Genomic DNA, 12,245 nt, shown 5'->3' with positions numbered 1-12,245 from the left:
CGCCTGCGCGCAACAAACATAATCACGGGCTACGACAGCACGAACTTTAAGCAGGCAATCATCAATGTTTCGTGAAAAAGATAGTAAGGAATAATTAAGCCGCCAGTATTTTGCCCTGGCGGCTTTTTAACGAAGGTTTGGCGCCTCAGGCCTGGTGCAGGTACCAGCGCCAATCCTGCTCGCCCACTTGCCCCATGAACTGGCGGTACTCGGCCCGCTTGACCGCCAGGTACACCCGCAAAAACTCCGCGCCCAAGGCTTCCCGGGCCCAGGCCGAACCTTCGAGGGCGCGCAGGGTGGTCAGCCAATCGGTGGGCAGCAGCTCTTTGGCCTGGGCGTAGCCGTTGCCTTCCACCGGCGCGCCAGGGTCGAGGCGCTGGCGGATGCCGTGATGGATGCCGGCGAGGATCGCCGCTGCCGCCAGGTAGGGGTTGGCGTCGGCACCGCAGATGCGGTGTTCGATGTGCCGGGAAAACGCCGGCCCACCAGGTACCCGCAGGCTGACGGTGCGGTTGTCCACGCCCCAGGTGGCGGCCAGCGGCGCGTAGCTGTTGCTCTGGAAGCGCCGGTAGGAGTTGGCGTTGGGGCAGAACAGCAGCAAGGAGTCGAGCAAGGTGGCGAGCATGCCGCCCACCGCGTGGCGCAGCAGCGGCGTGCCATCGAGGGCTTCGCTGGCGAACAGGTTGTGGCCGTGTTCATCCGCCAGGCTCACGTGCAGGTGCATGCCCGTGCCGGCCAGGTCATCGAACGGCTTGGCCATAAAACACGCGGTCATTCCGTGCTTGTGGGCCACGCCTTTGACCAGGCGTTTGTAGCGCACCGCGTCGTCCATGGCTTGCAGGGCGTCGTCGCGGTGCTGCAGGGTGATCTCGACCTGGCCTGGGGCGTATTCGGAGATCGCCGTGCGCGCCGGAATGCCTTGCAGTTTGCAGGCGGTGTAGAGGTCGGCGAGGAAGGGTTCGATCTGCTCCAACTCCCGCAGGCCATACACCTGGGTCGCTCGGGGGCGCCCGCCGTCGGCATCCAGCGCCGGTTGCGGGCGGCCCTGGGCATCGCGCTGGCTATCGAGCAGGTAGAACTCCAGTTCCGCCGCCATCACCGGGTAATAGCCATCGGCCTTGAGGCCATCGATCACCCGCGCCAGCACATGGCGCGGGTCAGCCACGGCCGCCGGCAGCCCCTCCCGGGGATGCATGCTGACCTGCACCGCCGCCGTCGGCAGCAGGCGCCACGGCAGGCGCTGCAAGCTGCCCGGTAGCGGATAGGCGCGGCAGTCGATATCGCCCACGTCCCACACCAGGCCGGAATCCTCTACGTCATCGCCATTAATCGTCAGGCCCAGGATGGTGCTGGGCAACGGCCGGCCGCTGTCGTACACCGCCAGCAGTTCATCGCGATGCAGCAGCTTGCCCCGGGGCACGCCGTTGCTGTCGAGGATGAACAGCTCGAACAGTTCGATATCGGGGTTGTGGTCGAGGAATGACTGGGCTTCTTCGCGGCTAGCAAACAGGGTGGGGGCAACGCTCATTGGGAGGCTCTCATGGGTTCGCGTCTGGCCAGCACGAGGGGCTGGCCGCAGGTCAACGGGAACGGCAGGCATCCGGCGGGCGCGCATGGCGGCAATGCCACAGCGCCCAAAAAGCCAATTGCGAGGGCAAGGCGCACAGGCACGGCGCAGGCACCGCCCCAGGCGAACACGCGCCAGGGGCCGGGGATTGCAGTGCGACGAACCAAGCGTCCATGGGAGCAACCAAGGGCAACAGAAGGCCCGCAGCGTCACACGGGGCGATAGTTCGTTAAATTCATACTTGAAGAACTTTGCTGATGTCTGGACTAAACATTCAGACCAAGGAATACACCGCAACCCATTTTCTCGATAGCACCCCAGACTTTCTGATTTGCCCGGCGCTGCGGGGCGTCGCCTAATCGGCGCCTTCTCATTCAAGGCTTACTTCATGAAGCACATCAGTTTCACTTCGGCCCATGTCGGCATGCTGGCCTGGGCCGTATTGATCGCCGCGTCGTTTTTTGCCGCAGCGCAGGTCGGGCAAAGCGTGGACCCTATCCTCCTCACCGCATTGCGCCTGTTGCTGTCGGCGTTGTTGTTCCTGCCGATGCTGCTGTGGCAAGGCGCCGCTCGCCTGACGTGGCGCGCCACGGCCAGCCACGGGGTGCTGGGGCTGTTGCTGGCGGTGTATTTCGGCACGTTGTTCGAGGCGCTGCGGTATGCCTCGGCGGCCAATACCGGCACCTTGTTCACCCTGGTGCCCTTGTTGACGCTGCTGTGCGAGGTGCTGTTGATTCCGGGCACCCACGCGAGGAGGCGCCTGGTGCCGATGCTGGTGGCGGCGTTGGGGGCGGTGCTGCTGATCCTCAAGGGCGGCGGCCCCGGGCAGTGGCCGTCGCTGTACCCGGTGCTGGTATACGGCGCCGGTTGCCTGGCGATGGCGCTGTATTCGCCCCTGAGCCAACGCTTCAAGGCGGGTGCACTCCAGGGCCGTGGGCCGGTGGCGATGACGTTCTGGAACATGCTGTTCGGTGCGCTGTTCCTGTTCGCCCTGTGCCTGCAAAACGGCGGTTGGCGCAGTGCCACCCAACTGACCCTGGGCGATGGCCTGTGGCTGCTGTACCTGGCGTTGTTCGCCACCCTCGGCACGTTCTGGTTGTTGCACCGCGCCATCGGCGTGATCGCCCCGGCCACGGTGATTTCCTACATCTACCTGAGCACCCTGCTGCTGACGTTGTTCAATTGGCTGCGGTTGCAGCAGGCGCCGCTACCGCTGGAGTGGCTGGGCGCCGTGCTGGTGGGCGCCGGCATGCTGGCGCTGGTGATGGCCAGCCGGCGTACCGTTGCGGTGAGCCTATAAAAAGGCATTCTCGTAGCGCCCCGGGCTGCGCTACCCTCTGGCCACTGTCGCGCCATCAGGGCGCAAGTGCCGCCCGGGAAGCCATGGATGCTCACTAGCAACGCCCTCCGCAAACTCGACATGCAGGACCTGATGGTGTTCATCGCCGTGCATGAGCAGCAGAACGTCACCGCCGTGGCCGAGGCCCTGCACGTCAGCCAGTCCACCGTCAGCTACTGCCTGAAGAAACTGCGCGGGGCGTTCGATGACGAATTGTTCATCAGTACCCGCGCGGGCATGTTGCCCACCCTCAAGGCCAGCGCCATGCTCGAACCGCTACGCCAGATCATCGAGCGCATCAACCTGTGCCATTCGGGTCTGGCCGCCTATGACCCGGGTCAGCAGGCCGTGACCTTCAACCTGTGCGCGCCGGAGTACTTCGAGCTGTTGGTGCTGCCGCGCCTGCTGCGCCATTTCGATGCCGAGCAACGAAGGGTGACCATCAATGTGCGCAAACTCGACAGCCACGCGCCGAGCGAGGAACTGGCCGATGGCCGCCTCGATCTGGTGCTGGGGTTCGGCCCGGACTTCCACCCGCCGCACCCGGATTTCAAGTGCCAGGTGTTGGTGGAGGATGAGTTGGTCTGCGTGTTCGCCAAGGCCGCCGCGCCCGCCGAGGCGCGCCTGAGCCTGCAAGGCTTTCTCGAACGCCGCCACGTGTTCCCTACGCCCTGGACGTCCGACACCAACATGATCGACGGCTGGCTCGCCCGCCAGGGCCACAAGCGCCAGTTCGTGGCGCAAACCAACAGCTACGGCGCGGCCCTGAAAATGATCGCCGACAGCCCGCTGGTGGTGACCATGCCCCGGCGCATCCACCGCCTCCTGGCCAGCGCCGATGCCTTCGCCAGCCGCGAGGCGCCCCACGGCTTGCCGGGGTTCAACCTGTACATGCAGTGGGGCGACCCCGGCAGCGCCAACCAGTGGCTGCGCGAGCAGATCGTCAAGGCCTGCGCGGACGGGGGCCTGATCTGAGGTCAGACACCGACGGCGACCTTGGAGTAGGCGTCGCGGTCGATGTCGATGATTTCCACGCTCAACTGCACCTGCACCTGGGCCGGCCATTCGCACAGGTCCTGCAACACCGCCAACAGGCTTTCGGACAGTTGTTTCTTGATCTGCGGCGAGCGGCCGCTGAGCAGCGCCAGTTTCACCGCGACAAACCCGCGCTCGCCAAGCCCTGTGCCGACGCGAAAGGCCCCCACCGGCACGGCGCGGCTCTTGATATCGAACTCCGCGCCGAACTGCCCGGACGCCACCAGCGTGTGGTTGAGGCGCAGCAAGGCCTTATCGACCTCCAGCTGAGGCAGGTTGGGGGTGTATTCCAGGTGCAAGTGAGGCATGGCGCGGCTCCTTCAGGTGCGTGGCGAAAGAGCACAGGTATACGGGGTGGGGCGGTGGCAGGCAAGCGCAGGACGCCATCACGAGCAGGCTCGCTCCCACTCTGTGGCAACGGTGGAAGGCCCAGTAGCGCAATCCAGCGCCGGCGCCAGGCGCTGGATGATCGCTTCGGCCCGCGCCGTGGGTTCCATGCGGTGGCCGACACAGTTAAACAGCGGGTCGTTGAACAGGCTGCGCAGGCGTCGGTTTTGCGCAGTTCGTTGCGGTTCATCGCCAGCCCCACGCCCCCGGAAAACCCAGTGTAGAAACAGCGCGATGCTGGCGCCCAGCCATGTGAACGCTAGGCATCGATGGCCATTACTGCACCGCCAGCGTCTTGATCCCCAGCACCAAGCGCCGGTCATCGGCGCCCAGGCCCAGCTCCTGCGGGCTGACCGCGTTGAGGAAGGTCATGGCCAGGCGCACCACGCCTTCGCGGGCGATGGCTTGCTGGGCGGCGGCGGGCAGGTCGAGGTCGATCTGGTTACCGTCGAATTTAATCAGCCGCACCGTGCGCACCGGCACGTCGTTGACGCTGAACTGCACGTCCTGGTGCGGATGGCTGGGGATCACCAGTGCCCGGGTTTCCAGGCGCAGGGCGCGCACCGGGCCGGCGGGTTTGAACAGCAGTTGCGCGCTGTCGCCATCGGACCAGGTGCCCCAGGCTTCCGGCCCGGACCAACCGCTGAGCAGGTAAGCGGTGCCGGGGTTGCCCTGGGCAAAACCGAGGATGTCGCTCGCCGCCTCCTGGGTGGGCATCAGGGCGTGGGGGTCGAGTTCGGCCGGGGCCGCCAGGCAGGTGGCGCAATGCTTCCAGCCTGGCGCCAGCACGGTATAGCCGTCGATGCGGGCCAACAGGTCGGTGCTGCGGTTCAGGCTGCTGGCCACTTGGCGCACGCTTGGTTCGTCGAGGACGTAGAGCGAATCCGCCTCGTACTGGCCGCTGGCGATGGCGGTCGCGGTTTTCTGCTTCATCTGCTTGAGAGCGGTCTTGCTCATGCGCCCCAGGTACACGGCGTCGGTGCCCATGCGATGGGCCGCGGCGTAGCTAGCCAGCACCGACCAGGCCGGCGGGGTGTTTTGCGGCTGAACCCAGCGCACCTTTTTATAGTGCGCGCCGGCCTGCTCCCAGAACGGGTCGATCAGGGGGCTGGGCCATTGCGAGGCCGGCGCGGCCATCAGGGTCTGGCGCAGGCCCGTCCAACCGGCGCGGGTGTCCAGCACCTGCATCACCAGCGCCAAGGCCAGCAGCACGGTGGCCACCCGCCGCGAGCAACCGCGCACCACGAGGAACACGGCGGCGAAGATCATTACGTAGAACACCGGCCAGAACATCCGCCCCGAGGCGCGGAACACGTTGGCCAAGTTTTCGACAAAACCCGGGATCGGCAGGCGCAGCGCCCACGGACCGAGGCCGATCTGGTGGGAAATGGCGAACAGCGTCAGGGCCAGCAACATCAGCCCCAGCATCAGGCGCCCGTGGAACAGTTCGCGCAACCGGGCCTTGCCCCGCAGCATCGGCACGAGCGCGCAGAGGACAAGAAAAATCGCCCCCAGCCCCAAGTAGTTGAAGCCTTCGTAATCCCCGGCGCCTTCGGGCAAATCCTTGAGCACATAAGACCAACCGCTGGAATCGACGATCGACAGCAAGTTCAGGCGATACAGGCCAAAGCCACCGCTGACCGTGCCGTTACCGACACTGAAGTAACCCGCTTGCCAGCAGGCCAGCGCCACGCAGGCGAACAGCAGGGCCAGCTCACGCCAGGCCTGGGTCCGTGGCAGTTGTTTTTGCACAACCTTGCCCAGCAGGTCGGCGACCCACAACGCCGCGACCATCGCCAACAGGTAGGAATGCACCAGCGCGGTGACCACCAGCAAAGCGCCCCAGGCCAGGCGCCGCCTGCGCAACGCCGGGTGGAACGCCAGGTACAGCCCCGCCAGGATCAGAAAATGCCCCACCAGTGACAAGTGCCCGCCAATGCGCAGCATCAATGGCGGCGACAACACGAACAGCCCCGCCCCCAACAGGCGCAGCACGGGGCTGGCAGTGACATGCCCCAACAACTTGAAGGCGAACCAGGCTTGCAGGGCAAAGCACAGCAGCAGCCAGAGGCCGAAATACTGGAACGTCGCTGGCAATAGGCTGGCAAAGGGCTTGAAGACAAACGCCAGCAGCGGGTTGGAGTCGGAAAAGATGATCGAGCTGCTCAGCTCCAGGCCATAGCCGGGGTTCAGCCCCAACGGAAAGGTCCACGGCCCCTGCCGGAAAAATTCCCAGCCCAGGTAGTGGGTAGCCGGGTCGCCCGACGCGAGCCAGGCAATGTTCTGCGGGTCGAGCACCCGCGGCCCCACCACCATGAAAAACGCCAACGCCCCCAGCAGCAGCGCCAATGCGTCAAAACCCAAGTGCTTGGCTAACGCCTTCATCGGTACGTCCAGAAGTTATGCAGCACAAAGGTGAACGCCGGAATCACCAGCGCCACGGCCAGAATGCCCAGTAAATAATCGAGCCCGCAGCGCTGCGCGACCCAGGCCACCAGCATCGCCAGCAGGAACCCGGCCACCGACACGCAGACAAAGCGGCGCAAGGTGCGCCCATGCAACTGGCTGGAAAAACTCCACGTTGTATTGACCACGTAGGAAACCACCGTCGCCACTGCGAAGGCCACGCCATTGGCCAAGGGCGGCGCCAGGGCCAGCCACTCGATCAATACGATGGCAGTGATGGCATGCAGGCCAGTAACCAGTAACCCGGTCAAGCCAAACCGTAGGGCGCGGTGCCACAGCAACGGCAGCGACCGGCTCATGCCGGGCGCCCCGTCACGGCTTCTGCGCCAGGCAGAACACCGTCAAACCGCCGAGGCGATTGGCTTTCATCAGGGGCAATTCCAAGCTGCACATCGCTGTAAGCATGCCGTTGACCAACGGGTGGTGAGCCTTGAGCTGGGAGCGCGCCGGGCCTGGTTGCTGGCCTTTGGGCATCAGGCGCAGGGCGGCGGCAATCGGCAGCACCAAGCCAAAGTAGTAGGCACCGTGGCGCACCTGCAAACCCGCGTCGCGGGCCACCTGCTCCATGTGCTTGAGGGTGTAGCGGCGCTTGTGTTCGAGGAAGTCGTCGTGGTCGCTCCACAGGGCTTGGAACGCCGGCACACTTATCAGGAAGCGGCTGCCCGAGGGCACCTTGTCCACATAGGCGCGCAGCAGGCCAACGTCGTCGTCTACGTGTTCGAGTACGTCCATCAGCAGCACCAGGTCAGCCTCTACCTGATCGACGCCAATGCGGTAGTGCACCGGTTTGCCACTGACCGTGGCGTCGGACTCGGCGTCGTAGCTGATGTCCACGCACCAGGCCTCTTGGGCCGCGGTGTGGGTCAGCAAGTGATGGGAGAAAAACCCGGAGCCTGCGCCCACATCCAAAATGGTCCGGGCCGGTTGGCCTTGCAAAAACCGCGTCAGCGCGCGGGCCTTGGAGCGGTAATACCAGTGCTGGTTAATGCTCGCACCGAGGATGTCGGTTTCCTTGAGGTCCATCGGTCAACCCTTAGTGCTGTAGATACGCCGCACCAAGAACACCGGGCGCCGCTTGGATTCAATGTAAGTGCGCCCCAGGTACTCGCCGAGCACGCCAATGCCGATCAATTGCAGGCCACCGAGGAAGGTCACCGCCACCATCAGCGAGGCGTAGCCAGGCAGGTCGATGCCGTGGATCAACGCCCGCAGCACGATGAAAATGGCGAACGCAAAGGAAATCAGCGACACCCCCAGGCCCAGGTAAGTCCAAATACGCAACGGTTCGGTGCTGAAACTGGTGATGCCTTCCAGGGCGAAATTCCACAGCCGCCAACCGTTGAACTTGGTCGCCCCCGCCGCCCGCGCCGGGCGCACATAGTCCACGTAGGTGGTGCGAAACCCGACCCAGGCGAACAGGCCTTTCATAAAGCGTCGCGATTCGGGCAGCGATTGCAGGGCTTGGACGACGCAGCGGTCCATCAGGCGGAAATCACCGACATTCTCCGGCAGCTTCTGCTCGGCGATGCGGTTGTGCAGGCGGTAGAAACCATTGGCCGAAACCTGCTTGGCCCAGGAGTCGCTGTCGCGGCTGACACGGTGGCCAAGCACTACTTCAAAGCCCTCGCGCCACAGGGCGATCATTTGCAGGATGACTTCGGGAGGGTCTTGCAAGTCGACATCAATCGGCACCACCACTTGCCCAGCGGCGTATTGCAGGCCGGCAGTGAGGGCCGCTTCCTTGCCGAAATTACGGCTCAGGTCGAGGATTGTCAGGCGCGGGTCGTGCTGCTGGCGTTCCAGCAACAGCTCCAAGGTGCCATCGGTGCTGCCGTCGTTGATGAACACGATGTCCACCGCAACCTGCGTCTCGCTGCGAAAAACCTCAGAGATACGGGCGATGAACAGGTCGATGCTCTCGACTTCATTGAAGACCGGCACCACCAGAGAAAGCGTCAGCGGCGTGGTTGGGCCTGTTACGTGCGCATGGGTCAATTGATTGCTCTTTTTTTATATGAGTTTTTATCAATCAGAACCTTGGCCGGCCGCTCTACAGCGCCGATTACACCCCCAAGGAGCGTCGTATTAAGCAGCAGGCGAACGGGGCTGGCAAGGGCATTGGCCCGCAGTTTTTTCGCTTCTGGCGATCATTTCGCCGAAGTTGTCGGAGATTTCCCCCTATATACCCTCTGCCTCAAACCTTCATAGGCAATATCCCCTCACCATTGCTCACAGGCGCGACCTGGCCGTATTGAGGTCGACAGCTAAGGTTCTTTCCCACAGGCCAGGCGCCTGTCACCCCACAACAACTGCAAGGAGCAGCCCCATGTACTTTGAGATCTACCAACAGACCACTGGCACAAGCCTGACCGGCCTGAACCAATGGCGCTGGCGCTTGAAAGCCGGCAACCATGAGCCCATCGCCAGCGGCGAGGCCTACCACAACAAGGCCGATTGCCTACACGCCATCACCCTTATCGTCAGCACCCACCGTGACACCCCAGTAAAAGAGGTCGCCGCCCGCTGAGCGCAACGTATAAACCAAAAAGCCCCGTCCATTCCTGGCGGGGCCTTAGGGCATGCAAAACTGATATACAGAAACGAAAAAGCCCCTGAAATGTTTAACCATTTCAGGGGCTTAGTCTTATTCAATAATGGCGGAGAGATAGGGATTCGAACCCTAGGTACCGGTGAAGGTACAACGGATTTCGAATCCGTCCCATTCGGCCACTCTGGCATCTCTCCAACGGCGCGCATCATAACAGCACATTTGCCTTAAGCGAACCCCCAAGAGCAAAAAAAATCCGTGCTATCAGATGCTTGCGTCGATTAAAGCGGTACGCCCAGACGGTTGGCGACTTCTTCGTAGGCTTCGATCACGCCACCCAGACCCTGGCGGAAGCGGTCCTTGTCCATTTTCTTGCCGGTGTCTTTGTCCCACAGGCGGCAGCCATCCGGGCTGAATTCGTCGCCCAGGACGATAGAGCCGTCGTGAAACACGCCGAACTCCAGCTTGAAGTCCACCAGCAGCAGGCCGGCGTCGTCGAACAGTTTGCTCAGGACGTCATTGACCTTGAGGGACAACTCTTTCATGCGCGCCAGTTGCTCGGCGGTACCCCAACCGAACGCCACAACGTGGGATTCGTTGATGAACGGGTCGCCCTTGGCGTCGTCCTTGAGGAACAGCTCGAAGGTATAGGGATTGAGCTTGAGGCCCTCTTCCACGCCGAGGCGTTTGACCAGGCTGCCGGCGGCGTAGTTACGTACGACGCACTCGACCGGGATCATGTCGAGTTTCTTCACCAGGCATTCGTTGTCGCCCAGCAGTTTGTCGAATTGGGTCGGAACACCGGCCGCTTCGAGTTTCTGCATGATGAAGGCGTTGAACTTGTTGTTCACCATGCCTTTGCGGTCCAGCTGTTCGATGCGCTTGCCGTCGAACGCCGAGGTGTCGTTGCGAAACAGCAGGATCAAGCGGTTGGCGTCGTCGGTCTTGAAAACCGACTTGGCTTTGCCGCGGTAGAGTTCTTCACGTTTTTCCATGATGGGCTCCGCTTGCTAAGTAGATGGGCTAGGCGATATGTCGCCAGTCGAGCCCTGAATCTTGATCGGCCAGTTGCAGCCAGTCCGGGTCGCACCCGAGGGTATCGACGAAACATTGCCGGGCCAGCTGCGGCAGGTTGTTCTTGCTGCTCAGATGGGCCAGGACCAGGTGTTGCAGGCCTTTGTAACCCAACTCGGACACCAGGAGCGCTGCCTGGTGGTTGTTCAAATGTCCCAGTTCGCCGCCGACCCGCTGCTTGAGAAAGTACGGGTAGTGGCCACGGGCAAGCATGTCGCGGCAGTGGTTGGACTCGATCATCAAAGCATCCAGGCCACGGTAGCTATCCAGCACCCGGGCGCAATACGAGCCCAGGTCGGTCAGCAGGCCGAAGCGCCGCTGGCCATCGCTGAACACGTACTGCGTCGGCTCTTGCGCATCATGGGCCACAGCAATCACGTCAATGTCCAGCGCACCGATGCGCAGTTGTTCACCACCGGCCAGAAAACCTGCCGGCTCAATGGGTTTGCGCATCCCGCGCAGGGTGCCGCGACTGAGGTAGACCGCAAGATCGTAGCGCCGAGACAGCAAACCCACGCCATGCACGTGGTCGGCATGTTCGTGGGTCACGAGTATCGCGCTCAACTGCGCCGGGTTCACACCCAGGCGCAGCAGGCGTTTTTCGGTTTCCCGCAGGGAGAAACCACAATCGACCAAGACATACGTGTCATCACAGGCCACAAGCGTGCCGTTCCCTTGGCTACCGCTGCCGAGAACGGCAAAACGCATGATGATTAACCCAGGTTGTCCTGAATGACGCCCAACACTTTGCGCGCCACTTCGGCGGGAGCAACGGTGTTGATGTTTTTCTCGACGGTGACTTGCACGTTGTCGCCGACCTTGCTCAGGCGAACCTGATAGCGCTCGGCGCGGGCTTCGATTTCTTCCTTGGCCGGCTTGCTGCCAAACAACTTGCCGAAGAAGCCTGGCTCGTCGTTTTTCTTCTCGGCTTTTTCGGCGAGGTTGATGTAGTACAGGCCCAGGCTGCGGTTGATGTCCTCAACGCGCCATTCGCCCTGCTCGAGAGCACGGCCAACGCTCGACCAGGCACGGTCAAGGTCTTCACCCAGGTTGAGCACGACGTTGCCGCTGCCGTCCTCGGTGAGGCTGACACGGCTCGGCGTATCGAAATCGCGGGCAGCGAGCAGGGACACGGAACCGCCCTTCTCGGCGCTGCGGGTCATGCTGGCGAGCATTTCGTCCACCAGGGCCGCGTCCAGGCCAGCGTTGAGCGAACGGTTGGTGAACTCGACATTGGCCGTGCTGCCGGCAGGACGCTCGGCGCTGACCACATAGACTTCACTGGTATTGCGTTGCACGCCTGGCTCGATGCGCACCCGTACGCGGGTTTCGCTGTCGGCGGCGATGCCGGCACTGGCCAGGCGCTTGGCCATGGACGCCGACAATTCGTCAGCGCGCTGCCAGGTGGTGGTGAATTCACCAGTTTGCGGGCGCTGTTCATCCAGGCGAAAACCGTTGTCCTGGAAGAACTGCACCGCCACCGGCCAGACTTCGGCCGGGGCGTGCTGGGCCATGACCCAGCGCGACTCGCCGCTTTTCTGCAGGCTGTAGTCGCTGGCATCGGCCAGGGCCGACAGCGGTTGCGGGCGGGGCACTTCGTACTCGCCTTTGACGCTGTCGTCGGCCACGTTGCGCGGGATCGGCAACAGCGGGTCCAGACGCTTGGCGGTGGTGACGTCCGGCGGCAATTGCATCGGTGCAGTCTGTTGTGCTTCCAGGTAATCGCTACCACGGTCGCGGAAGTAACCTTCCGGGCCCCAGATCCATCCACAGCCGCTGGTGCTGGAGATAATCAAGGCAAGTGCGGAAAGTCCGGCCAATCGCTTCAT

12 protein-coding genes and 1 tRNA gene are annotated in these 12,245 nt (G+C 63.1%); 3 read left to right on the top strand and 10 right to left on the bottom strand.

Features of this window, described 5'->3' with window-relative positions:
- Window positions 1-145: 145 nt before the first annotated feature.
- A complete protein-coding gene (locus tag CKW13_RS03865) occupies window positions 146-1,528 on the bottom strand; it encodes a glutamine synthetase family protein (protein WP_095107218.1) in 1,383 nt (460 codons plus the stop codon).
- Window positions 1,529-1,955: 427 nt separating this feature from the next.
- Between CKW13_RS03865 and CKW13_RS03860 the strand changes: the two genes are divergently transcribed.
- Both CKW13_RS03860 and CKW13_RS03855 read left to right on the top strand, forming a co-directional pair.
- Complete coding sequence (locus CKW13_RS03860; RefSeq protein ID WP_095107216.1) at window positions 1,956-2,867, top strand: DMT family transporter; 912 nt, start codon at window positions 1,956-1,958, stop codon at window positions 2,865-2,867.
- An 87-nt stretch (window positions 2,868-2,954) separates the two neighbouring features.
- Window positions 2,955-3,881: a LysR family transcriptional regulator gene (locus CKW13_RS03855; protein ID WP_095107214.1), complete on the top strand. Its 927-nt coding sequence runs from the start codon at window positions 2,955-2,957 to the stop codon at window positions 3,879-3,881.
- Between the two features lie 2 nt (window positions 3,882-3,883).
- Here the strand turns inward: CKW13_RS03855 and CKW13_RS03850 are convergent, their stop codons facing one another.
- The 5 genes from CKW13_RS03850 to CKW13_RS03825 form a co-directional block, all read right to left on the bottom strand.
- Complete coding sequence (locus CKW13_RS03850) at window positions 3,884-4,249, bottom strand: 5-carboxymethyl-2-hydroxymuconate Delta-isomerase (protein ID WP_095107212.1); 366 nt, start codon at window positions 4,247-4,249, stop codon at window positions 3,884-3,886.
- A 355-nt stretch (window positions 4,250-4,604) separates the two neighbouring features.
- Entirely contained in the window at window positions 4,605-6,713 is a 2,109-nt protein-coding gene (locus CKW13_RS03840; RefSeq protein ID WP_095107210.1) for a DUF6311 domain-containing protein, read from the bottom strand.
- Complete coding sequence (locus tag CKW13_RS03835) at window positions 6,710-7,093, bottom strand: GtrA family protein (RefSeq protein ID WP_095107208.1); 384 nt, start codon at window positions 7,091-7,093, stop codon at window positions 6,710-6,712. Before CKW13_RS03835 ends, CKW13_RS03840 begins: the two co-directional genes overlap by 4 nt.
- 13 nt (window positions 7,094-7,106) lie before the next feature.
- Window positions 7,107-7,817: a bifunctional 2-polyprenyl-6-hydroxyphenol methylase/3-demethylubiquinol 3-O-methyltransferase UbiG gene (locus CKW13_RS03830; protein ID WP_095107206.1), complete on the bottom strand. Its 711-nt coding sequence runs from the start codon at window positions 7,815-7,817 to the stop codon at window positions 7,107-7,109.
- A 3-nt stretch (window positions 7,818-7,820) separates the two neighbouring features.
- A complete protein-coding gene (locus CKW13_RS03825) occupies window positions 7,821-8,789 on the bottom strand; it encodes a glycosyltransferase family 2 protein (protein ID WP_095107204.1) in 969 nt (322 codons plus the stop codon).
- Between the two features lie 331 nt (window positions 8,790-9,120).
- Between CKW13_RS03825 and CKW13_RS03820 the strand changes: the two genes are divergently transcribed.
- Complete coding sequence (locus CKW13_RS03820) at window positions 9,121-9,321, top strand: DUF1508 domain-containing protein (RefSeq protein WP_095107202.1); 201 nt, start codon at window positions 9,121-9,123, stop codon at window positions 9,319-9,321.
- 128 nt (window positions 9,322-9,449) lie between these two features.
- On the opposite strand, the gene CKW13_RS03815 is transcribed toward CKW13_RS03820, so the two are convergent.
- From CKW13_RS03815 to bamC, 4 genes are all read right to left on the bottom strand, one after another.
- Window positions 9,450-9,539 (bottom strand) — tRNA-Ser (locus tag CKW13_RS03815).
- 84 nt (window positions 9,540-9,623) lie between these two features.
- Entirely contained in the window at window positions 9,624-10,337 is a 714-nt protein-coding gene (gene purC / locus CKW13_RS03810) for a phosphoribosylaminoimidazolesuccinocarboxamide synthase (RefSeq protein WP_095107200.1), read from the bottom strand.
- 28 nt (window positions 10,338-10,365) lie between these two features.
- On the bottom strand, window positions 10,366-11,124 hold the full coding sequence (locus tag CKW13_RS03805; protein ID WP_095107198.1) for an MBL fold metallo-hydrolase: 759 nt from the start codon (window positions 11,122-11,124) through the stop codon (window positions 10,366-10,368).
- A gap of 5 nt (window positions 11,125-11,129) precedes the next feature.
- The gene (gene bamC, locus CKW13_RS03800) at window positions 11,130-12,245 is read right to left on the bottom strand and encodes an outer membrane protein assembly factor BamC (protein WP_095107196.1); all 1,116 of its coding nucleotides are present in this window, start codon (window positions 12,243-12,245) and stop codon (window positions 11,130-11,132) included.

Origin of the sequence: Pseudomonas sp. Irchel 3E20, from assembly GCF_900187645.1 — a bacterium.
GTDB lineage: Bacteria > Pseudomonadota > Gammaproteobacteria > Pseudomonadales > Pseudomonadaceae > Aquipseudomonas.
Note: the sequence above shows the minus strand (reverse complement) of the source record. Positions and strands in the feature narration are given on the sequence as shown.

Bases quoted from the DNA above. Each gene is read 5' to 3' on its own strand.
- CKW13_RS03865 (WP_095107218.1), bottom strand. From the start codon at position 1,528: ATGAGCGTTGCCCCCACCCTGTTTGCTAGCCGCGAAGAAGCCCAGTCA.
- CKW13_RS03860 (WP_095107216.1), top strand. From the start codon at position 1,956: ATGAAGCACATCAGTTTCACTTCGGCCCATGTCGGCATGCTGGCCTGG.
- CKW13_RS03855 (WP_095107214.1), top strand. From the start codon at position 2,955: ATGCTCACTAGCAACGCCCTCCGCAAACTCGACATGCAGGACCTGATG.
- CKW13_RS03850 (WP_095107212.1), bottom strand. From the start codon at position 4,249: ATGCCTCACTTGCACCTGGAATACACCCCCAACCTGCCTCAGCTGGAG.
- CKW13_RS03840 (WP_095107210.1), bottom strand. From the start codon at position 6,713: ATGAAGGCGTTAGCCAAGCACTTGGGTTTTGACGCATTGGCGCTGCTG.
- CKW13_RS03835 (WP_095107208.1), bottom strand. From the start codon at position 7,093: ATGAGCCGGTCGCTGCCGTTGCTGTGGCACCGCGCCCTACGGTTTGGC.
- CKW13_RS03830 (WP_095107206.1), bottom strand. From the start codon at position 7,817: ATGGACCTCAAGGAAACCGACATCCTCGGTGCGAGCATTAACCAGCAC.
- CKW13_RS03820 (WP_095107202.1), top strand. From the start codon at position 9,121: ATGTACTTTGAGATCTACCAACAGACCACTGGCACAAGCCTGACCGGC.
- purC (WP_095107200.1), bottom strand. From the start codon at position 10,337: ATGGAAAAACGTGAAGAACTCTACCGCGGCAAAGCCAAGTCGGTTTTC.
- CKW13_RS03805 (WP_095107198.1), bottom strand. From the start codon at position 11,124: ATGCGTTTTGCCGTTCTCGGCAGCGGTAGCCAAGGGAACGGCACGCTT.
- bamC (WP_095107196.1), bottom strand. From the start codon at position 12,245: ATGAAGCGATTGGCCGGACTTTCCGCACTTGCCTTGATTATCTCCAGC.